Genomic DNA, 20,915 nt, shown 5'->3' on the forward strand with positions numbered 1-20,915 from the left:
GATTCCGCCGCGGCTTTCTCTGGAGCACCGGAAAGGTGGAGAGGCCGCGTGGGCGTGCGCGCCGCGGGGGCGCCGGGATGGCCGCGTGAGGGCTGCTGGCACCCTGCGCCGCCAGGGCTCGCTCTTCGGGGTTTCACGGGCATCGGAGCGTCAGCCTCGCCCCTTGCCGGTGCCGTACAGGAGCGCCCGCACATCGAGCTTCGCGGGGCGCTTCGGCGCTCCGGGGGGCGGCGGCTCCGGGGGCGGCGGTTCGGGAGGCGGCGTCGCCCAGGCGAAGGCGCCCCCCGCGGCCGCGGGGCTCGCCGGCTCCGGCGTGGGGACCGCGGGCGCGGCCGCGCTGGCGGCGGGAGCGCTCGGCACGGACGCCAGCGCAGGGGGCGGCTCGGCCGGCAGCGCGGGTGGCGGTTCGGCCGTGAAGGGAGTCGCCGGCTGGCGCGCCGCGTGGCTGCCGACGTCCTTCGGCATCTGCATCGTCCCCGACCTGCTGAGCGGAGCCTCGGGCGGCGATGGTGCAGGCCGTTTCGGCGGCGACGGCGAGGCGCCTGCGGGGGCCGGACGAAACGGCAGCGTCGCCGGGACCACGAGCGCCCTGTTCGGCGCGATGTCCAGCGTCCCGGTGGGACTCATGCTCGCCGCGGCGGACAGCGCGACGGTCGACTCGAGGGCGGCCTCGTCCTCGTCGCCCGCCGCGCCCGCGCGGGGCGCCGTCGCTCCGGCCCTGCTGACCGCGGCGCCCGGAGCGGGCCACGCGATCGGCTCGCCCGGGAGCTCGACGCCGGCGAGGATGCGCATGCGCGGGAGCACGTCCTCCGAGGGCACGGGGAAGCTGCTGCGCCACGTCACCGTGCAGCGCTGCTCGTCGCCGTCGATGCGCAGCATGTCGGCGCTCAGCGGGAGCTCCTGATGCTCGGCGAGGCCGATGTCCGCAAGGCCGTGGATGCGCGCGAAGCCGCGCGCGCCGGGCAGGCGCATGCGCATGCGCGGCGCACTCGGGTGCAGGCCGTCCATCACGATCCACTCGTCGCCGCGCAGGAAGTGCGTGCGCTGATCCGGCGGCGCCGCCTGGAAGTAGTCCCAGCTGAGCTCGTCCGGGATCTCGCGGATACCGCGCTCCAGCAGGGCGCGCGGGGTCGCCCCGAGGAGCCGCCGGCGGGCGGGGCTGACCTTCGAGATCGGGCCGAAGCCAGCCACGCGCCTCGCGTCGACCGGATCGAGGATGTTCGGCTCGCCCGAGCCCTGCGGATGGCCCTCCCCGAACGGGTTGTCCGGGAAGCCGATCCCGCCAAAAGCATGCTCGTAATCGATGGGGAGCCGCACGAAGCCGCCCCGCTTACGGACCATCAGCGTCTTGTCGAGCAGCGTCCAACTGTTCGAGAAGAGTCCCAGCCGGACATGCGCCGCCTCGACGGGGCGGCCGTGCGGCGCATGCGCATGGCCCGTGAAGAGCACGTCGGCCTTGAGCAGGCGAGGAACCAGATCGGTCGTGAACCGGATGCTCCGCGAGGGGAGCCCGCCGTGATGGACCTCCTCCCGAATGATCTCCTGCGGCGCGATGCGCTGCATCATCGTGTCGCTGGCGAACCCGAAGGTGGCTTTCACCATCGCGGTCACCCAGAGCTTGCCCCTGAACCTCCATGCCATGGCGGCGGCGGTCGCAGCGCCGATCGGCGTCGCGCTCACATGCGGAGGGCTGCTCGTCGCCATGGATCCACCAGCGATGAGACCCGCCCCCCGACGCTGCTGTCAAGCCATTGTGGCCGTCACGCGGCGCAGCGATCACCGGTTCAATCGGCAAGGGGATCGCGCCGCTCCGCTTCTGGCGAGCGCGTTCTCGAGCGATCTCTGCGCGGGCCGATCGAGCTCGCCCCTCCCTTTTTCGGCGAGCATCGCAATCTCCCAGCAGCTCATGGCCGAGACGCCAAGCCTATCCGCACCATCGCCGACCACGGCCGCCTGCTCGGAGAGGCGATCCGGGGACGCGACGAGCCAGAACCACGCGTGCGTGTCCGGCACCATCAGGGCTTAAAGTTCTCCTCGTCGCGCGTCCGCGCATCGGCATTCTCTGCGGGAGATTCGATGTCATCGACGTACCGAGCGGAGCATGCGAGCTGTTGAACCAGGTGCTGCCGGGCGGTCACGATGGTGAGCCCACTGCGCGGCGCGCGCACGCTCTACCGCCGGCACCGCGAGCGCCTGCCTGGGACCGGCCAGGCCGGCGTTTTCTGGGAAATGTCGCCGCTCCGCGGGGCTCGCGAGCTGTTCGGGTCGGGCGCGATCGAGGGCGCCGGAGACGCCGCTTTGCAGCGCCGGACGCGGAGGCCGCGCCCGAGCGCCCGCCATCCGCGGCGAACGCCGTGCGCTGTGCCATACTGCGCGGCCATCGTGGCCCCGGCACATCGCGTCCACTACACGTACGCCGAGTACCTGACCCTCGAGGCGTCCAGCAACGTCAAGCACGAGTACCTGGACGGCCAGATCTACGCGATGGCGGGAGGTACGCCCGAGCATGCCGCGCTCGCTGCCAAGCCGTGACGAACCCCACGCTCATCGTCGAGGTGCTGAGCCGCAGCACCGAGGAGTACGACCGAGGCGACAAGTTCGAGCATTACAGGAGCCTCGCCTCCTTGCGCCAGTACGTCCTAATGTCGCACCGGGAGCGCAGCGTGGAGGTGTGGACTCGCGACGTCGACGGCGACTTCACGTCTGCCATCGCGCGGGATGGCGACGTCGCGCACCTCGCGTCGATCGGCGCTCGACTCGACGTCCGCGAGCTATACGAGGCTGCGGCCGAGCCGGGGGCCTGAGGACGGCGCTATCGACAGGACGTCGTGACAACCTGGCGGTCGAGCGCTCGGGCGGCGCACGCCCCGTGAGCCGTGATGGCCTCTCCGCCTCTGGAATGCGAGCGTTGGCCCTCTATCGAGGCAACCTCGGCTCGCGCTCACCCGTCGAGCTCATCGCGGATTCAGGCGTCGAGCGCAGGGACGCCACGCTCCGTCAACCCATCATGGGCTGCGCCATCCGAGCACATTTCTGCGTGCCAGGCGAGCGCCACAGGCGCATCCGCGCCGTTCACGCTGGTGGAGCGCCGGCGCTACGCGTACTCGCCGGGCTCGCCGGCGCCGATCGCGCAGGCGATCGACACCGAGGCGGGCCCGGGCGCCTGGAAGTACTTCGTGCACCGGGACGGGGCGCCTGTGCCGCTCGGGCTCGTCAATGCTGACGGGAGCGTCGACCAGGTCTTCGAGACCGATGCGTACGGTCGGGTTATTGCGGGCGACGCTGCTGCCACGCTGGTCCGGTTCCCGGGCCACTGGTACGAGCCGGAGACGGGGCTCCACTACAACCGGTGGCGGTACTTCGATCCGGCGAGCGCGACGTACCTGAGCCCGGAGCCGCTGGGGCTCGAAGGGGGGCTCGAAGCGTACGGGTATGTGAGCGGAAGGCCGCTCGCGCTGGTCGACGCTGACGGGCTGATGGGCTCCGACCTCAGCACCCGGCGCCTTCCGCGATCTCAAGGAGGCGGCACGCGGGAGTTCACCGGACAGTCAGCCCGCTACCGCAACCCTGCGGGCCAGGGGCCGCTGTACGATCTGCATCCTGCCGTCGCCGCCGCGCTCCCTCAAGACTCCGGGCGCGGCCAGGGCAGGGATCCGTCCTGGTGCTCCGAGCCGCATGCGATTAGCAACTATCTCCGTGACTACGAAGACCGAAATGGGGTGAGATGCGATCCGGGTACACCGGAAGGCCAGCGGCACCTTCGCCGCGCCTTGCGTCGCATGGGACCGATCGGAAGCACCGATGTGAATGAAACCGCATGCGCACCGTGTCCGAACTGCTCGCAGACCTTGGCTCGTTTGCATGCGCTGGCGGGCACAGGCCAGCAGCCCGAGACGATCCCCGCGTCACCCCCGAGAGGCGGACCGCCCCTCAACTTCAGGCCCGCAGGGGCGGGGGCACCGCTGGATCGCGCGTGGCAACAGGCCGCCCAGGGAAACACAGCGCCCCTGGACGACGCTCGCCGGGCCAACGCGACGCGGTACCGAGCGCAGCTCGAGGCTGAGCGGGCAGCAGGGCGCAATAATCTATCAAATGCGGAGATTCAGCGCCGCACCAATCGCGTGACCGGAATGACTCCGGGGAGAACAACGATTGGGGGCCGACGTGAAAACTCGATTCAGCCATCCCCTGCTCGGAACCGTCGAGAAAGGTACGTTCGGCCCCCAGCTCCGATCCATCTGCGGGACCAAGCAGCTCACGGCCTCCCTGGCGCAGCTGAACGAGGTGGTAGAAAGGCTCGAGCCGTGGCGTGCTCCGAAATTCGAGCTGCGCGCGCGTGTCGATGTCGGGAATTTCTATCCCAAGACGGGACCGGTCACCGCTCTCGACAAGACGACCGCCCTCGTCAAGGGCGTTGCTCACCGGATCGGCCAGGCGAGTCGTTCGTCTCGTCTGCACGGCTTCGTATGGCATGTCTGCGACGGGGTGCTTGCCTTGCGCGACGACGTGTTCTTGCGGGTGCTGGGTTCCACGGCGGCCAGCCTGCGGCCCTGGCTCGAAGAGTGCGCGGCCCTGCGGTTACAGTGCGTCTTTCCGGTGGTGCGAGCGGCCGGTGAGTCGCCGATCGCGCCGGAGTCTGGCTGGATCGAGTTTCGCGACGATCTCGTCGATGCGACCGCCCGAGCAGCCCTGGACAACGAAGCCTGGCATCTGGATCTCCCGCTTGCGGCGCCAGATAGGCGATTTCGACAGAGCGTGGTCGGGTTTCTCTCCGCAACCGTAGATCCAGCGTCGAGGACGCTTCCGTTGTCACCCCGCGTGAGAGAGGCGGCGTCGCGTTGGCTGTGCCGGCTGCACGCTCCCGGAGATCCCTCGCGGCTCGCCTCGTGGGTGCGGGAGAACGGTGGCAGCGAGGCGCTCGCCAGGGCGGCAGAAGACGCCGAGAGCTCGTTTGGCGGTCTGCGCAGCGTCGATCGGATCCAGCGCTTCGGCGGGATCCTGATGCTCGATCGTGCCCTCGCCGAGGGGAGCGTCGCGGAGTGGCCTATTCAGCAGACTCCCGGCGGCCCTGCGATTCTCCTGAGCCAGGATGACCTCGACAACCAGGATACGCTCGCTTGTATGACGGAGGATGGCAGTATGTGGGCATACGATTTCAGCTGGGGCGAGTGGGAGCGCACGAGCGACTCCGTCAGCACGCTCGTCGCCCGCCTCGCGCTGTGGGGACACCCCAAAGAAATGCCGACCCATATCGCGCTGTCGCCGCTTGGCCGTGAGCTCTCCCGAGCGCTCGGCCTGAGCGAGGTCGAAGAGGCTAGCGACTCCATCGGCACGTTCTACGCGGGCGACGCGGCGCTGGTGTTCGAGCGGAGGCGACCCGACCGAACCGTGACGCGCATGCGCGAGCTGCGCCCCGAGGCGGTGCTTGCCTGGGACGACCTCACCTCGTCTGCCTGATGTGCCGCGGTGGACGACGCTCGTCGGGCCGACGCGACGTGGTACTCAGAGTAGATCGAGGAAGCTGTGACCTCACCGCAGACGCTACAGAGGCTCGATTTCCCTGCGCTCCCTGGCGTCCCATTCAGGGACCGCGAGCGGCTTCGTTCTCGCTTCGCGGGCTGGGAGGACAGCTACCTCGCCTGCACGGGCGCCCCCACCGTCGCTCGCGATGAGATCCTCGACGCCGTTCGCGCGCGCGGTGGTGATGTGCCCTCTGCTCCGGAGACGTGTGGTTCATTCAGATGGTATGAAAGCTCCGTGCTGGTCACCGAGAGCCGGGACACGTGGCGCCTTTACGCGCGAAGCGCCGAGCGACTCATCCCCTGGATCCAGGCTTTCGGTGAGCGGCAGCCACACAAGCCGATCTGGTTCCCTGCCTACTCGGCCGTGCTCGCCGAGGGCGAACCAGTGGAAGGCGAGGGGCTATCGTTCGACGACCGGGAGCGGGGTGTTGAGGGATCCTTTGGGGTGCGCAATGGCAGCGCGGCCGTCCGCTACCGCCTCCCTGGCGGAGGGGTATCGCTGGGGCTCGGGAAACGAGCGATCGTACGCTTGCATGCTCCGTGGCAATCGTCGTTTAACGACGTGACCACGGCCCCGCGGTTCGTGGTCGTCAACAACGACGGCATCCCCTCTTTCCTCGCATGGTTTCACGCACAGGGAGCATCGTCCCGCCTTGGCGATGCCGTCTCGGAAGCGCTCGGCCTCGCGCACGGCGTCCGGCGGTTCGATCGAACTGCCATGTGCGGTCCTGTGCTCTGCCACGCCGAGTTCTTCGCGGGCGAGGCTTCCGCGCAGGCGTTCGAATCGCCGCTCCTCGTCCCTGGCGACGCCTGGCTCCCGCCGGGTGAGCCATCGCGATTGCTGGTCGGCTACTGGGACGTCGGGACGTCGGACGTGTTCGTCTACCTCGGTGAGGACCGCCGTATCCACCGGTACGCGTTTGAGGAGGGCCTGTGGTCCATCTCGGCATCGAGCTACGCCGCCTACGTCGAGCGGATCCTCCGCTTCGACGCGAGGGTGGCGGCCACGCGCGAGTCGGATCTCCCGATGAACGAGCTCTGCGAGCGTCTGAGGCTCGTGGTCGACCCGATTGGAACGGACGACTTCGCGTCCTTGGCGGTCTCTGCCGATCTCGTAGCGTTCCAGCGCTCCGGTGAGCGAGCGCTGTTGAAGTGCTTCACCCCGCAAGCCGAGGCACGGGTGTGCGAGACCCTCCCGGAGTAGGTCCTCCATCTCGGCGGTCTCCGCTCCCTTTGGCGGCACGAGCGCACGCTCCTCGATCGGCGGGCGGGCGTGCGCCTGGCCCGACGAGGAGCGCCGATCGAGCCTCCTGCCGATCCCCCGCCAACCACCGCGCGATCTCGATCCGCCCCGCGCTCGCCGCCTGCCGCGCCGCCCGCCCCGTCGAGTAAGCTGCGCCGCATGAAGGTCCCCCGACTCACCGGCCGGGCGCTCACCGCGGCGCGCCTCGCCGCCGAGGCGCCCGGATCCTCCGCCGCGCTCCGGGAAGTGATGAAGCGCAGCCTGGGCATCGATCGCCTCGCCTCGCTTCCGGACGCCTTCCGCGACGACGTCCCCGCAGAGGCGCGCCCCCTCCAGGCCGCGCCGCCGCGGCGCTGGGAGGACGCCGGGCTCGGCGCGCCCCCCGTCCGCGACTGGCCCAGGCCCTCGGTGGCCTACGCGGCGGCCTACCGCAGGGGCGCCACCACCCCGCTCCGCGTCGCCGAGCGCGCCCTCTCGGCGCTCGAGGCGCTCGCCGCCGAGCGCCCGTGCATGAACATCGCCGTCGCCACGTCGCGCGAGGCGACGCTCAGGGACGCCGACGCGTCGACCGCGCGCCACGCCGCGGGGCGGCCCCGCGGCCTGCTCGACGGCGTGCCCCTGCTCGTCAAGGACGAGTTCGACGTCGAGGGCCTCCCGACCACGCTCGGCTCGCCCTGCGGCCCGCAGCCGCCCGCGCCGCGCGACGCCGCCGTGGTCGCCCGGCTCCGGCAGGCGGGCGCCGTGTTCCTCTGCAAGACCGTGCTCACCGAGTGGGGCATGTCGCCGATCGGCAACAGCGTCCACCAGCGCATGCCCCACAACCCGCACCACAAGGAGCGCGCCGCGGGCGGCTCCTCCACCGGCTCCGCCGTCGGCGTGGCGCTCGGGCTCGCGCCGCTCGCGGCCAGCGGCGACGGCGGCGGATCCATCCGGGCGCCCGCCGCGCTGAACGGCGTCTTCGGCATCAAGCCGACCTTCGGCCGCGTCAGCCGCGCCGGCGACGGCTTCAAGGGCTCGGTCGCCCACGCCGGCCCGATCGCCAGCAGCACGGCCGATCTCGCGCGCTTCCTCGACGCCGTCGCCAGCGAGCCCGACCCCGACGACGACCTCACCGCATGGGCGCCCCCGCCGCCCCCCGGAGGCTTCGGCGCGCGCCTCGGCGCCGGCGTGCGCGGCCTGCGCATCGGCGTCGACGAGGCGGAGTGGCGCGACGCCTCCACCCCGGTCGCGAGCGTGTGCTGGGGGGCGCTGCGCGCGCTCGAGCGCGAGGGCGCGACCCTCGTGGACGTGAAGATCCCCCTCGCCAGGCACGCGGCCTCCATCGGCTACCTCGTCATCGGCCCCGAGTCGCTCGCGGCGTTCCAGCGCGCCTGGAGGGAGCAGCGCGACCTCATCAGCGAGGACCTGCGCGTCACCTTCAGCCTCCTCTCGGGCGTCACCGCGCTCGAGCAGATCGACGCCGCGCGGCTGCGCGCGGGCATGCGGCGCGAGGTGGCGCGCGCCCTCGCCGGCGTCGACGTCCTCGCGCTCCCGACGACGGCGATCACCGCGCCCCCTTACGCGCAGGCCGAGGAAGGCCGCGCCTTCCTGGATCCCATCGCCCTCGACGGCATGTGCCGCTTCGCCTTCCTCGGCAACCTCACCGGCCTCCCCGCCGGCACGGCGCCCGTCGGCGTCGACGCCGAGCGCCTGCCCATCGGCCTGCAGATCCTCGGCGACGCGTGGGACGAAGCGGCCGTCCTCGCCGTCCTCGCCCACCTCGAGCGATCGGAGCTCGCGAGCGCGCGGCGCCCCCCGGGGGCGATCGATCTGCTCGAGGTCCCTGATCCCATCGAGTCCAAGGAGAGGTCGCGATGAGCCGGAGCGCCGGAGGTCATCCTCCCGACGTGAAGCCAGCGCCAGCGCCGTGGACGCTGGCTGGCGATGCAACCCTCGTGATGCTCGAGCTCCCGGAGCGGCTGCTCCAGGAGAAGAGCTTCATCCCGGAGGCGCTCCGCCCCCGCTTCGAGGGGCGCTACAGCCTGCTGATGGCGCTCGACTACACGTCGTCGAACGTGGGGCCTTATCGCGAGCTCCTTTTCATCCCCGGGCGCTTCCGCACGCGCCGCGGCCTCTGCTGGTCCATCAGCAAGATCTACGTCAGCTCGTGGGACAGCGTGGTGAACGGGCAGCTCAACTGGGGTATCCCCAAGGAGCACGCCGATTTCGAGATCGCGCGCGAGGCGGACGGGAGCGAGCGCTTCCGGGCATCGCAGGGCGGCGACGTCTTCGCCGATCTGCGCTTCGCGGCCGCGGGCCCGAGCCTGCCCGCCTCGAGCGCGCTCGTGCCCGCGCGCCTCCGCCGGCTGGTGCACCACCGCGACGGGCACGACTATTTCTGCGCGCCGACCGCGCGCGGGCGCGCCCGCCACGCGCGCCTGCTCGAGGCGCGCGTCGATTCGGCGCGCATGCCGCGCGTCGACGAGGGTCGTGTGGTGTTCGCCGTCCGGCTCTCCAGCTTTCAGGCCGAGTTCCCGGTCGCCGACGTCGAGCCCCATCGCTCGCTCTGATCTCTCACCGCGGGCAGCTGCCCCGCAGCGGCGTCAGGGCCGCTCGGTCGCTCGAGCGCGCAGATCAGCTGAGCGAGATCATCGCGGCCGTCGCCGCGTAGTCGACGCGCTGCGCGCGGTAGGGGTACGTCGGCGGGAAATGCTCGAGCGCCGCGCGGAGGCGCCGGCCCGACGCCCTGTCGAGCGGGTCGAAGCGCAGGCCCACGGCGCGCCCCGGGTCGCCCAGGCGCCGGCCGTGGAGCGTGCGCGCGATGGTCGCCGTCGCGTCGATCCAGACGTTCGTGTCCGGGATCCGGAACGAGACGATCACCGGCTCACCCGTGAGCGGGCGGGCGCTCGTCAGCACGAGCATGCCGTCGATCGAGAGGTCGATCGCCCGGGTCCCGAGCAGCCGGAAGCCCCGCTCGCGCACGGCCTGGCACTCCACGATCGCAGCGCGGCGCGTGGCGCGGCGCTCGCTGGCGAGCAGCATCTCCATGGTCGTTCTCCTTGGCGCGGTACGCTACGGAGGACGGCTACAGATGGACAAGAAACTTACAGCGTAGCGCCCCGTGCTTCGGCGGGTCGAGGACGAACGCTGGTCGTTGAGGAGCGGGTGGGGGGATGTCGGCGCCCCTGAGGGCGCTCGCGACGAGAGGCGCCCGCGGCCGCCGGGGGGCACCGCCCCGCCAGGTGGGCGGGGCGGCGTGCGGCCGTGGGCCTCTCTATCCGCCGGTCAGCGGCCCGCGCGGCGCCGGCGCAGGGCGAGGCCGGCGAGGGCGGCGAGCATGGGCAGGAGCGCGGCAGCGCCACGGGTGCTGCCCGCGGGCGTGGGCCGCGCGGCGCAGAGGCCGTTGCCCTCGGCGAAGATGCCGGTCGGGTCGTTCTCGGTTGCCGGCCCGCAGGTGCCCGCCGTGCTGTCGGTCGAGCTGCACACCTCGCCGGACGGGCAGCTGTTGCCCTCGGCGCCGCGGCAGCCCTCCACGCAGGCGTGCTCCTCGCAGATCATCCCGCTCGTCGCGCCGCCGCAATCGCTGTCCTGCCGGCACGCCGGAGGCGTCTGATCGTCGTCGCCGTTGTTGGGATCGGTCTCGCCCTCGTCGATGGCGCCGTTGTGGTTCGCGTCCTCCACGCCGTCGGTCACGCCGCCGTCGTCCGTGTCCGGATCGAGCGGGTTCGTCGTCGTCGTGGGATCGGCGTCCGCGATGCAGGTCCCCGCGTCCGCGTCGGTCGCCGCGTTGTCGCAGGGCAGGCCGAGCTCGGTGCCGTCGAACAGCCCGTCGCCGTCGCTGTCGGGGTCGAGCGCGTTGATGAGGCCGTCGCCGTCGTGGTCGTCGCTGAAGTTCGGCTCGTCACCGTCGATCACGCCGTCGTCGTCGCTGTCGGCGTCGTTCGGGTCGGTGCCGATCTCGTCCTCGAGCGCGTCGCCCAGCCCGTCGCCGTCGCTGTCCGCCGGCGTCCCGTCGTCCTCACCGAGGTTGGGATCGGTCTCGCCCGCGTCGATGACGCCGTTCAGGTTGACGTCCTCCTGGCCGTCGGGCACGCCGCCGTCGTCGGTGTCGGCGTCGAGCGGGTCGGTCTTGGTCGCGCCGGCGTCTCCGTCGGAGCGGCAGTGGCCCGCCTCCGCGTCGGTGCCCTCGCGGTCGCAGGGCAGGCCGAGCTCGGTGCCGTCGAACAGCCCGTCGTTGTCGCTGTCGACGTCGCGCACGTTGATGAGGCCGTCGCCGTCGGTGTCCTCGCCGGGCTTCGGCTCCTGGCCGTCGGGCACGCCGTCGTCGTCGGTGTCGGCGTCGTCCGGATCGCTCCCGATCGCCTCCTCCTCCGCGTCGGGCAGCCCGTCGCCGTCGCGGTCCTCGTCCACCGCGTCGTCGTCGCCGTTGTTGGGATCGGTCTCGCCCTCGTCGATGGCGCCGTCGTGATCCGCGTCCTCCGCGCCGTCGGAGATGCCGCCGTCGTCCGTGTCCGAGTCGAGCGGGTGCGTCGTCGTCGCGGGGTCGGCGTCCGCGACGCAGTTGCCCGCGGCGGCGTCGGTGGCGGCGTTGTCGCAGGGCAGGCCGAGCTCGGTGCCGTCGAACAAGCCGTCGCCGTCGCTGTCGGGGTCGAGCGCGTTGATCAGGTCGTCGCCGTCGTGGTCGTCGCTGAAGTTCGGCTCGTCGCCGTCGATCACGCCGTCGTCGTCGCTGTCGGCGTCGTTCGGGTCGGTGCCGATCTCCGTCTCGATCACGTCGATCAGCCCGTCGCCGTCGCTGTCCGCCGGCGTCGCGTCGTCGGCGCCGTTGTTCGGATCGGTCTCGCCCGCGTCGATCTCGCCGTCGAGATCGAGGTCCTCCTGGCCGTCGGGCACGCCGCCGTCGTCGGTGTCGGGATCGACCGGCGAGGTCTTGGTCGCCCCCTCGTCCGCGTCGGCGCGGCAGTGGCCCGCGTCGGCGTCGGTGTCCTCGTTGTCGCAGGGCAGGCCGAGCTCGGTGCCGTCATAGAGCCCGTCGTTGTCGCTGTCGACGTCGCGCACGTTGATCAGCCCGTCGCCGTCGGTGTCGTCGGCGGGGTTCGGCTCCTGGCCGTCGAGCGCGCCGTCGTCGTCGGTGTCGGCGTCGTTCGGATCGCTCCCGATCGTCTCCTCCAGATCGTCGCTCAGCCCGTCGCCGTCGGTGTCCGTCGGCGGCACGTCGTCGGCGCGGACGTTCGGATCGGTCTCACCCGCGTCGACGACGCCGTCGAGATCGAAGTCCTCGTGGCCGTCGGGCACGCCGCCGTCGTCGGTGTCGGCGTCGAGCGGGTCGGTCTTGGTGGCGCCGGCGTCCCCGTCGGCGCGGCAATGGCCCGCATCGGCGTCGGTGACCGCGTTGTCGCAGGGCAGGCCGAGCTCGGTGCCGTCGTAGAGCCCGTCGTTGTCGCTGTCGGGGTCGAGCGCGTTGACGAGGCCGTCCTCGTCGGAGTCCTCGTCGAAGTCCGGCTCATCGCCGTCGATCACGCCGTCGTCGTCGCTGTCCGCGTCGTTCGGGTCGGTGCCGGTCTCGAGCTCGTCGGGATCCTCGATCCCGTCGTTGTCCGAGTCGCAGCCGTTGTTGAGCACGCCGTCGCAGTCGTTGTCGATCGAATCGCCGCAGACCTCGGCGCCCGTCGGCTCGCAGACGCAGGCGTGCGTGTCGGGATCGCACGTCGGCGAGAGCGGCCCGCAGTGCGCGTCCGTGAGGCACTCGACGCACTCGTTGGGCTCCGCCGCCGTGTCGCAGTGAGGCGTCGGCGCGGCGCACTGCGCGTTGGTCTCGCATTCGTCGATGACGACCTCGGTCGGCGGCACGCCGTCGGTCGGGCCGTTGCCGTCGGTCGGCGTGTCCTCTTCGGGCGCGCCCTGCTGCCCGGAGGCGCGGACGATCGCCTGGTTGGCGATGACCCCCGAGGCGTCGCCGTTGACCGTCACCTGGAAGGTCACCCGCGTCGACTGCCCGGCGGGGATCGACCCCCCCGCCGTCCCGTTCGCGCCCGTGCCGAGCCGCACGCGGACCGTGCGCGTCCCGGCGTCGTACTCGCCCTGGTCGTCGGCGGCCGCGTCCGTCTTCGCGCCCATGTTCGCGCCCGTCAGGACGGAGAGCGAGCCGGGCACGTAGGTGACGCCCGCGGGCAGCGGATCGGTGAGCACGGTGCCCCTCGACGCGTCGTTGCCGCTGTTGACGACCTCGATCGTGTACTGGAGCACGTCGCCCGGGAGCAGCAGCCCGCCGTTCACGTCGACGGCCGACTTCGAGGAGGACGTGAAGTCCGGCCTGAAGGTCGAGATCGACGTGATGAAGCCGGCGAGGAAGTAGAGGTCCATGCTGCTCGACGCCACGATGGGCGCCGAGGTCTGCCTCGGGGTCACCAGCGAGGTGATATCGAAGACGTCGATATCCATGCCCGCCATGGTCCCCTGGGTGCCGGCGAGCTGCGGCAGATCCCCGATGTTCGACACCGGCGCGTTGAAGTAGGAGCGCGTACCGTTGAAGAAGTTGTCGGCCGGGTTCTGCGTATTGCCGAGCGCGGTCCCGTTGAAGAGGAACTGGTCGCCCGTGTGGGCGAGGTCCCCCTCGAACGCGACCATGCCGATCTTCGCGTCGTAGCCCGCGTTCGGCACCAGGAACCCGTCCAGGACGGCCTCCTGGGTCGACCCGCTGGCCACCGTGTCGAGGCCGTCGAAGAGCGCGAGGTTGCGCGGCGGCTCGGAGGCGAGCTCGTAGAACACGACCAGCCACCACCCGGCGAAGTGGTTGTTGAAGTCGCTGTTCACGAAGCTCGCGCTGTTGATGCCGCTCACCCGGTACGCGCCGGACCCGTGCTCCTGCACGAGGGCGGTGATGTTCGCGACCGACTGGTAGTAGACGCGACTCGAGCTGATCGTCTCGACGAAGTCGTCGGCGGTGACCTCCTCGGAGAAGCTGCCCGTGCCGGGCCGCTCCAGCGTGACGGCCTGGTCCGCGTTCCCGGCGGTCCCGAGGTGCGCGCCCCAGTAGAGGTACGCGTGGGTGACCGTCGCGCCGGCCGGCACCTCGAGCACGGCGGTGGTGCGCGCCTGGGCGGCGGTGATGTTGGTGTTCGCCTCCGCCTGGCCGTCCGCGGGCGAGTCGGAGCGCCAGTAGGTGTCGGGCGCGCTGTCGCCGGTGCCGCTCCCGCACGGGCCGCGGTCGCCCAGCACGGGCGACGCGATGTCGTCGCTGCCGCACTCGTTGCCCAGCGTGTTCCCGATGAGAATGAAGTCGCCCCGCTGGTCGACCTGCTCGCGCAACTCGGGCGCGGCGTGCGCGGCGCCGCCCTGCCCGCCCACGGAGGCGAGCCCGACAAGACTACCTATGACCCAACGTCTCTTCACGGCGCCTCCTGCTGCTGCTTCGGCTTCTTCTCGAGGATCTTGAACTGCACGCGGCGGTTCTTCTGGCGTCCCTCGTCGGTGTCGTTCTCCGCGATCGGGACGTCGGGCCCGTAGCCCTTCGACGCCAGCCGCTCGGCCTCGATGCCGCGCTGGACCAGCGCCTTCATGACCGACTCGGCCCTCGCCTGGCTGAGCTTGATATTGTACGCGCGTCCGCCGCGCGGGTCTGTGTGCCCTTGCACCTCGATCTTGGTGATCTCCGGGTGCTCCTTCAGCACACCCGCCACCTCATCGAGGAGCGGATCGCTCACCTTCTTGATGGTCGCCTTGCCGGTGTCGAACTGCACCTGCTGGAGGATGACGATCTCCGTCTCCGTCATGCGCACGGCGACGGGGCAGCCGTTCTTCGCCGGATCCGGATCGGGCTTGCCCTTCTCGTCGGGGCAGGCGTCCTTGTCGTCTCGCACCGTGTCGCCGTCGCGGTCGCCGGGGCAGCCGTTCGTCGCCGGATCCGAGGTGCGGATACCGGGGATGTCGGGGCAGGCGTCCTCCGCGTCGATCACGCCGTCGCCGTCCTTGTCAGGCGGCGGCGGGCAGCCGTGCTTCTTCGGATCCTCGTTCGCCGGGCCGGCCTCGTCCGGGCACGCGTCGACGTCGTCCGTGATGCCGTCCTTGTCGCGGTCCCCGGGCGGCGGGCAGCCGTGCTTCTTCGGGTCGTCGTTCGCGATGCCGGGCGTGTCCGGGCACGCGTCGACGCGATCGAGGAAGCCGTCCTCGTCGCGATCGGACGGCGGGCAGCCGTTCTTCTTCGGATCCGGGTCGCCGACGCCGGGCACGTCCGGGCACGCGTCCTTCTCGTTGACGATGCCGTCCTTGTCGCGGTCCGGATCCGCGCGCCGGACCTCGGGCGAGTACGCGAGCATCGCGACGGCGCGGAAATCCGGGGTGCCGATGCCCGAGGTGAAGCCGGGGCCGGCGGCGACGCCGAGCTCGAAGTCGCGGAGCGTCGGCGCGAAGCGGTAGCGCAGGCCGAGCAGCGCCTCGACGTTCGTGTTGCGGGCCTCCGGGTCCTCCAGCACCGTCGACACGGTCGCCTCGGGGCCGATCTGGAGCTGCTCCTCCGAGCCCAGCAGCAGGCCGACGCCCGCGCCGCCGTTGAACATCAGGCCTTGCCGCACCTGCGCGAACGTCTGCGCGGGGCGCAGATCGACGCCGGCCGCGGCCGACCAGACGAAGCCCGGGATCCGGCCGCCGGCGAGGATCTGCGGCAGGCCGCGGACCGACTCCTCGCCCACGAACGAGCCGTCGCGGTCGCCGGTCGGCACCCACACGAAGCCGCCGACGGCGAGCTGGAACGGGTCGAAGTAATCGCCGAGGAGGCGCAGGCGCAGCCCGACCCGGAGATCGCCGAGCTGCACGTCGCTCGGCGACCTGAACGAGAGGCCCTCGGCCGCGGGGCTGTCGCCCTGCTGCAGCACGGCGAGCGGCAGGTCGACGTTGACGTGCAGCCGATCCCAGAGCGTGAGCGAGGAGTTCAGGTGCAGGAACAGCTGGTGGCCGACGATCGCGCCGAGGTTCTCGTCGCTGCCCTCCCGCGTGAGCACGAGCGGGTTGTGCGCGTAGTCGCCGAGCAGCATCACGTGCAGCGTCGCGCTGCCGTCCTGGTTCGGCGAGGCTGCATACGGCGACGGCACACCGAACATCCGGTCGCCGGCGGGCGCGGGGCTGAAGCGGTTGAGGGCGAGGCCGCGCGCCGGTCCCGCTTCCTGAGCGGACGCTGGCGCGGCCCACGCCGCCGCGGCTAGGGCGGCGGCGCCGCAGATCCATCGAGGGGGCAAGGGGGCTCTCATGCGCAGGATCACCTTGGGTGCTTTGGGCGAGCGGCCGTCGACTGCTCCGGCGCGCAGGCAAGTTGGGGGAAACGCGGCGTACTCGACGAGGAGGATCGGCGAGCAGCCTCGAAATCCCGGGCCGTCTTATAGGCTTCGCAGGACGCTACAGGTGGACTTTTCGCTGGGCGGCCGTCCGAATTCGGATCGGCCTCGACAGGGCGGCTCTCCTGCGAGCCGGCCTTCGCAGCGCGGCCTATGCAAGGCGTGTGCACGCCTCGTCGTCGCGTGGGGCGGGTGGTTTGTCGGGGATCTCGCGGCCCCAGCCGGCTCTGCGGCGGGCCGATTGAGGCCTACAGACATCAGCACTGCGGCCTCGGTGCGGCGGTATCGACCAGGATCGAGCGGGGGCGCGCCGGCGCGCCGGCGCGCTCGGCCGGCGGGCTCTGCGGTGCTCGCGGCCCCGGCGCTGCGTCGCCGGAGGCCTGGGTTCCCCGTGGGATCAAAAGTTCGTTCGGACGGTGCCGCTGAATTGAAAGATGCCAGGGTTCGAGCCGATCTTGCCAACGGCGGTGAACCTGGATCCTGGCGTGACGGCCAGCATCGGCGAGCGGAGCGCGTCGATCGGTGAGGTCGACTCGGCCTGGCTCGTCGCGTAGGGCGAGCTCCTCGTGATCTCTGCCCGGAGATACGAGCTGCCGCTCGTCACGACGCTACCGAGCGGCGCCGGCGCGTCGAGGTCTCGGCCTGGGTACGGGCGGAGGGCACCGGCCGGTTCCCGCGTCCGCGTGAAAGGACCCGTGTCGGGCGCCGCCCAGGACTCGCTACGTCAGGCGCCGCGGGCTCATCCGGGGCCGCCGGCGGCTCGCGGTGGCCGGGCGCCGCGTCCGTCCGGGTCGTGTCGACTGGCGTATTCCGCGCGGGAGGCGCGTTCCAGCGCTCCATCTCGTGGGTGTATCGACTACCATCGTCTCCGAACGGCGGCTGCCACCGGCGACTCCAGACGACGGAGGTTTCGACGATGAACCTTTTCCCCGACGAGATGCGGCGGGATCCTTATCCCCTCTACGATCAGCTGCGGACCGGCTCTCCCGTGTTCCATGTCGCTCCGCTCGATCTCTGGATGGTCTTCGATTACGACGGGGTGAAGCGGGCGCTGACCGATCATGACGCCTTCAGCTCCGCGGTGACGCCTCCCACCGGCAAGGCGCCGGACTGGATCGTCTTCTCCGACCCGCCGCGCCACACGAAGCTTCGATCCATCGTCCTGCGGGCGTTCACGCCGCGCTCGATCGCGGGCCTGGAGCCGCGCATCCGGGAGCTGTCGCGCGATCTCCTGGATCCGTGCATCGAGCGCGGGGAGATGGACCTCGCGGCGGACTACGCGGGGCCGCTGCCCACGATGGTGATCGCGGAGATGCTCGGCATTCCCCCCGAGGACCGGGCGCGGCTGCTGCGCTGGAGCGAGGTGATAGTGAACCTCAGCCACGCGATCTCCGGCGGCGAGGAGGCGGCGAGGGCCGTGAGCGAGCACGCCGTGGTGAAGGAAGAGATGAAGGCGTATCTCGCGGACCTGATCGAGGCGCGCCGGAGGGCGCCGGCGGAGGACCTCTTGACCCGGCTCGTCGAGGCCGAGGTGGACGGCGAGCGGCTGACCGAGGGAGACATCCTGAACTTCTTCCAGTTCCTGCTCGCGGCGGGCACCGAGACGACAACGAACCTGATCGACAACGCGATCTTGTGCTTCCTCGAGAGCCCGGCGGAGCTCTTCCGCCTCCGGGCGGCGCCCGAGCTCTTGCCCTCGGCGATCGAGGAGGTCCTGCGCCACCGCTCGCCGCTGCAGATGGTGTTCCGCGAGACGAAGCGCGCCGTCGAGGTGCACGGCCAGGTGATCCCGGCCGGGAAGCTGGTGCTGCCCGTGATCGGCTCCGCGAACCGGGATCCGCATCAATTCCACGACCCTGGCCGCTTCGACATCGGGCGCGACCCCAACCCGCACGTCGCGTTCGGCCACGGCATCCACTTCTGCATCGGGGCGGCGCTGGCGCGCCTGGAGGCGCGGATCGCGCTGCCGGATCTCCTCTGCCGTCTGCAGGGCCTCCGGCTCGCGAGCGACGAGCCGTGGGAGCCGCGCAAGGCGATCATCGTGCAGGGTCCGGCGCGCTTGCCGATCCGCTTCGAGCCGGGGAGGCGCGCCGCGGTGCACGCCGCGGGGGCGCACACGCCGTGCCCAGGGTGAAGGCTACGAGGAGGATCTCGCGGTGGGGGAGGGGGGCTCTGGACGAGCGGGTCCGAGGTGGGTCCAGGCGTGCCGTTGCACAGGGGCTCGCCGACGACGCCGCCGGCCGGGTGATGGACACAGAGGCGCTCATGGACTCCCTGGAGCGCGAGGTTGGGCCGATCGCGTGGCCGTAGTCTGGACGGAACGTTCACGCGACGACTTGGTCGACATCTTTCGCTTCATTGCGCGGGATGACCGGAAGGCTGCTGAGCGCTGGACAGCACGCATCGTTCAGCACGCAGAGCTCGCAGCGACGACGCCGTTCGGCGGACGCGTTGTGCCGGAGCTCGGGCGCGACGACGTCCGGGAGCTCTTCCTGCGGTCCTATCGAATCATGGCTTCTCCGTAGAATCTGTGGGTGCATGGTTCGAGCAAGGGCACAACGACTTGCGAATCAGCCGGAGGGGGCCCAGCCGTCCAGCCCCGCTACGCGGCTGGGCGCAGCGCCGGGTGCATGCGCTGGTTGGGCCGTCTACTCCAGCACCTTGGTCGCTGAAGCGGTGGCGGAGCCGGTCCATTCGCACCGGGAAGCCGGAATTCAACGCCAAGGCGCCAAGGCGCAAAAAGGCAAGTGAGAGGGGGAAGTCATTCCTGCAATGCGCTGAGAAGGCGTTTTGGGGAGACCGTCTCGCCCAATGGGCAAAGCTCGGCATCAGCCCCCTGGGTGCTGCTCGAAGATGGACGACTCGCTCGGTTGCAAGGGATAGCGGTACAGCGGTCGTCCAGCGGCGGCCTTCCCCGCTCAAGCTGACAGGCGGGCGGCAGGCCGCGCCCGTGCCCCGTGCGGCTCTTCGGCGATCACCCCGCGTCAGACCCCCGTCGCCAGCACGGTGACGGGGGTGGCCGGAAAGACGCGCTTGCGAGCGCCGTCGAAGCGCACGCGGATGACGTTGCCCGGCGAGAGCTTCCGGAGAGACTCCTCGCCGACGAGGAGGGTCTCCTGGTCGACGAAGGCCGGGCTGCCGTCGTCGGGGACGACCTCGAAGAGGACCACGACGAGGAAGCCATTTTGCTTCGCGAGCTCCCGCACCACCGTGCAACGGAGGACGCGCCCGCGGCCGAGGGAGCCGAACGATGCGACCAGGGTGGAGGCGAGGTGCCGCAGGAACCGCGCGAGCTGTAGAATCGCGAAGAGGCCCCCCGCCGCGACGAGCGCCCAGTACGCCGGCGACTCGACTGCCTGTGTCGCGGCCCAGGCGGCGAGCCCGGCGCCCCCGAAGACGAAGACCGCGTGGAGGAAGAAGCCGAAGCCGTTGATCGGCAAGTGACGGACGAGCGTCCAGTAGGCCGAGAGGAACACGCTCTCCACGGCCCGCTCGGCTTCGTCTCTGGACACGGACGCTGCCCGCGCATAGTGGGCAATGGCCTCGTCGCGCTTGCCGTCGACGAGCAGCTGCTTGACGCGCTCGATGTCGTCTTTCGAGACGGTCTGGGCCCTGATTTGCGCGACGGCGGCGCCGGTGGCGGGCCGCTCGACGAAGAGACTCGTGTTGCAGAAGATGCAGATGACGCTGCGCCGCCCCGACTCGACGGAGAGCGGCGCCCCGCAGTTGGGGCAAGAGGTCATCGAGAGCAGGAGGCTCATGAGCAGGTAAGCCTACCTCAGACCTCGCCTGAGCTCGAGCGTAGCGCGCGGCGGGACGGCGCCGCCCTGCGTCCAGCATCGCCGACCCCAGCGAGCGCCGGCGTGACGTCCGGCTCGTCGAAGGACTCGAGGACGTCGCCTGTCGGCGCACATCCCCCCGAGCACGACCGGCGCCTGCACCGGGACAACCTCCGTTATTTCTGACCGGCGTACCCGCCGGCCGCGTGCTCCTGAACGCCTGAACCGTGCGCGATACCGACAAACGCGACGGCGTTCCACTTCCACCCGCGCCCCGGGTTGGTGCGCAGCTTCTCCGCCGCCGAGAACTTCCGCCTCTTACCCGGCTTCGGCACAGTCTCGGCGGCGACGCCACTCGGGCGGGGAGCAGCGCCCTGCGCCGCTGGGGCGGGGGTAGGATCGACGGATCGGAGATGGGAAGGCTTCGGCACGGGTCAGGTCCATTCTCCGCCCTCTCACCACAGATTTCCAGGGGGAGCCTGTCTCACCGGACGTTGGCACAGAGGGCCGCAGGAGGCCTGCGACCACCTCAGGTCTTGTCCGTTCCGCCTGACGGCGCCATCAAGTCGTCCACGAACCGGCGCATCAGGCGCACCAGGTCGCTGAAGTCTTCCTCACTCCACTTGGCGAGGATGGGGGCCGCAAGCCGCTGACGCGCGGCGTCCAAGGCGTCCGTCATCTGCCGCCCCTTGTCGGTGATCACCGCCTCATGGATGCGACGATCGGCCGGGCTCGGTCGGCGTTCGATCAGCCCCAGGCTCTCGAGCTTCGCGACCTGGCGGCTGACGGTCGTGTAATCGCGCCCGGCTCGGTTCGAGAGCTCGACCACGCCGATCGGCCCGAAGCGCTCGATCCCCACCAGCAGCCGAAAGAGGGCTTGATCCAGGGAGATGCCTGCCTCCGCGAGCAGCTCCTGATCGCGCTGCGGCTGGTTCATGAGCGCGATCAGATCGACCATGGCTCCGTGGAGCTCGCGGAGCTTCTTTTTTGTGATGCGTGTATTTTGCACAAATTTCCTTGACGCTTCGGAGGGCGCGGTTATATGCAATATACACATATCTGAAAC

At 70.9% G+C, this 20,915-nt stretch carries 16 protein-coding genes and 1 pseudogene; 9 read left to right on the forward strand and 8 right to left on the reverse strand.

The window, feature by feature from the left end; translation table 11 throughout:
• Positions 1-150 precede the first annotated feature (150 nt).
• Positions 151-1,704: a DUF2169 family type VI secretion system accessory protein gene (locus WME73_RS00620; protein ID WP_437914410.1), complete on the reverse strand. Its 1,554-nt coding sequence runs from the start codon at positions 1,702-1,704 to the stop codon at positions 151-153.
• Positions 1,705-2,382: 678 nt separating this feature from the next.
• On the opposite strand from WME73_RS00620, the gene WME73_RS00625 reads away from it, so the two are divergent.
• Together WME73_RS00625 and WME73_RS00630 are read left to right on the forward strand one after the other, a co-directional pair.
• Positions 2,383-2,532 carry a hypothetical protein gene (locus tag WME73_RS00625; RefSeq protein ID WP_437914411.1) on the forward strand — a complete coding sequence of 50 codons (150 nt, stop codon included), beginning with the start codon at positions 2,383-2,385 and terminating at the stop codon, positions 2,530-2,532.
• Positions 2,529-2,804: a Uma2 family endonuclease gene (locus WME73_RS00630; protein ID WP_437914412.1), complete on the forward strand. Its 276-nt coding sequence runs from the start codon at positions 2,529-2,531 to the stop codon at positions 2,802-2,804. The genes WME73_RS00625 and WME73_RS00630 overlap by 4 nt, the downstream gene beginning before the upstream one ends.
• Positions 2,805-3,094: 290 nt before the next feature.
• Here the strand turns inward: WME73_RS00630 and WME73_RS00635 are convergent, their stop codons facing one another.
• The gene (locus WME73_RS00635) at positions 3,095-3,217 is read right to left on the reverse strand and encodes a hypothetical protein (protein WP_437914413.1); all 123 of its coding nucleotides are present in this window, start codon (positions 3,215-3,217) and stop codon (positions 3,095-3,097) included.
• Between WME73_RS00635 and WME73_RS00640 the strand changes: the two are divergent.
• The 5 genes and pseudogenes from WME73_RS00640 to WME73_RS00660 form a co-directional block, all read left to right on the forward strand.
• Positions 3,198-3,851, forward strand: a pseudogene (locus WME73_RS00640) (YwqJ-related putative deaminase); the annotation flags it as partial. The gene WME73_RS00635 and the pseudogene WME73_RS00640 overlap by 20 nt on opposite strands.
• A gap of 313 nt (positions 3,852-4,164) precedes the next feature.
• Entirely contained in the window at positions 4,165-5,457 is a 1,293-nt protein-coding gene (locus tag WME73_RS00645) for a hypothetical protein (protein WP_437914414.1), read from the forward strand.
• Between the two features lie 429 nt (positions 5,458-5,886).
• Positions 5,887-6,726, forward strand: a complete 840-nt coding sequence (locus WME73_RS00650; RefSeq protein ID WP_437914415.1) for a hypothetical protein — start codon at positions 5,887-5,889, stop codon at positions 6,724-6,726.
• A 198-nt stretch (positions 6,727-6,924) separates the two neighbouring features.
• Positions 6,925-8,622, forward strand: coding sequence for an amidase (locus tag WME73_RS00655; RefSeq protein ID WP_437914416.1), 1,698 nt, complete (start codon positions 6,925-6,927; stop codon positions 8,620-8,622).
• Entirely contained in the window at positions 8,619-9,314 is a 696-nt protein-coding gene (locus WME73_RS00660) for an acetoacetate decarboxylase family protein (protein WP_437914417.1), read from the forward strand. The genes WME73_RS00655 and WME73_RS00660 overlap by 4 nt, the downstream gene beginning before the upstream one ends.
• Positions 9,315-9,378: 64 nt before the next feature.
• On the opposite strand, the gene WME73_RS00665 is transcribed toward WME73_RS00660, so the two are convergent.
• The 4 genes from WME73_RS00665 to WME73_RS00680 form a co-directional block, all read right to left on the reverse strand.
• Positions 9,379-9,792: a PilZ domain-containing protein gene (locus WME73_RS00665; RefSeq protein ID WP_437743624.1), complete on the reverse strand. Its 414-nt coding sequence runs from the start codon at positions 9,790-9,792 to the stop codon at positions 9,379-9,381.
• Between the two features lie 237 nt (positions 9,793-10,029).
• Entirely contained in the window at positions 10,030-14,136 is a 4,107-nt protein-coding gene (locus WME73_RS00670; RefSeq protein ID WP_437914418.1) for a DUF3344 domain-containing protein, read from the reverse strand.
• Positions 14,133-15,986, reverse strand: coding sequence for an OmpA family protein (locus WME73_RS00675; protein ID WP_437914419.1), 1,854 nt, complete (start codon positions 15,984-15,986; stop codon positions 14,133-14,135). Before WME73_RS00675 ends, WME73_RS00670 begins: the two co-directional genes overlap by 4 nt.
• A 481-nt stretch (positions 15,987-16,467) precedes the next feature.
• Positions 16,468-16,674: a hypothetical protein gene (locus tag WME73_RS00680; protein WP_437914420.1), complete on the reverse strand. Its 207-nt coding sequence runs from the start codon at positions 16,672-16,674 to the stop codon at positions 16,468-16,470.
• Positions 16,675-16,986: 312 nt separating this feature from the next.
• On the opposite strand from WME73_RS00680, the gene WME73_RS00685 reads away from it, so the two are divergent.
• Together WME73_RS00685 and WME73_RS00690 are read left to right on the forward strand one after the other, a co-directional pair.
• Positions 16,987-18,204, forward strand: coding sequence for a cytochrome P450 (locus WME73_RS00685; protein WP_437743628.1), 1,218 nt, complete (start codon positions 16,987-16,989; stop codon positions 18,202-18,204).
• Positions 18,205-18,370: 166 nt separating this feature from the next.
• The gene (locus WME73_RS00690; protein ID WP_437743629.1) at positions 18,371-18,595 is read left to right on the forward strand and encodes a type II toxin-antitoxin system RelE/ParE family toxin; all 225 of its coding nucleotides are present in this window, start codon (positions 18,371-18,373) and stop codon (positions 18,593-18,595) included.
• A 459-nt stretch (positions 18,596-19,054) separates the two neighbouring features.
• Here the strand turns inward: WME73_RS00690 and WME73_RS00695 are convergent, their stop codons facing one another.
• Together WME73_RS00695 and WME73_RS00700 are read right to left on the reverse strand one after the other, a co-directional pair.
• Positions 19,055-19,831, reverse strand: a complete 777-nt coding sequence (locus tag WME73_RS00695; RefSeq protein ID WP_437743630.1) for a hypothetical protein — start codon at positions 19,829-19,831, stop codon at positions 19,055-19,057.
• A gap of 547 nt (positions 19,832-20,378) precedes the next feature.
• Positions 20,379-20,906: a MarR family winged helix-turn-helix transcriptional regulator gene (locus tag WME73_RS00700; protein ID WP_437748142.1), complete on the reverse strand. Its 528-nt coding sequence runs from the start codon at positions 20,904-20,906 to the stop codon at positions 20,379-20,381.
• Positions 20,907-20,915: the final 9 nt, after the last annotated feature.

This window comes from Sorangium sp. So ce302 (assembly GCF_051530145.1).
GTDB lineage: Bacteria > Myxococcota_A > Polyangia > Polyangiales > Polyangiaceae > Sorangium > Sorangium cellulosum_B.

Excerpts from the sequence above, each read along its gene's own strand:
- WME73_RS00665 (WP_437743624.1), bottom strand. The coding sequence starts at position 9,792 with ATGGAGATGCTGCTCGCCAGCGAGCGCCGCGCCACGCGCCGCGCTGCG.
- WME73_RS00675 (WP_437914419.1), bottom strand. The coding sequence starts at position 15,986 with ATGAGAGCCCCCTTGCCCCCTCGATGGATCTGCGGCGCCGCCGCCCTA.
- WME73_RS00620 (WP_437914410.1), bottom strand. The coding sequence starts at position 1,704 with ATGGCGACGAGCAGCCCTCCGCATGTGAGCGCGACGCCGATCGGCGCT.
- WME73_RS00700 (WP_437748142.1), bottom strand. The coding sequence starts at position 20,906 with ATGTGTATATTGCATATAACCGCGCCCTCCGAAGCGTCAAGGAAATTT.
- WME73_RS00655 (WP_437914416.1), top strand. The coding sequence starts at position 6,925 with ATGAAGGTCCCCCGACTCACCGGCCGGGCGCTCACCGCGGCGCGCCTC.
- WME73_RS00660 (WP_437914417.1), top strand. The coding sequence starts at position 8,619 with ATGAGCCGGAGCGCCGGAGGTCATCCTCCCGACGTGAAGCCAGCGCCA.
- WME73_RS00695 (WP_437743630.1), bottom strand. The coding sequence starts at position 19,831 with ATGAGCCTCCTGCTCTCGATGACCTCTTGCCCCAACTGCGGGGCGCCG.
- WME73_RS00685 (WP_437743628.1), top strand. The coding sequence starts at position 16,987 with ATGAACCTTTTCCCCGACGAGATGCGGCGGGATCCTTATCCCCTCTAC.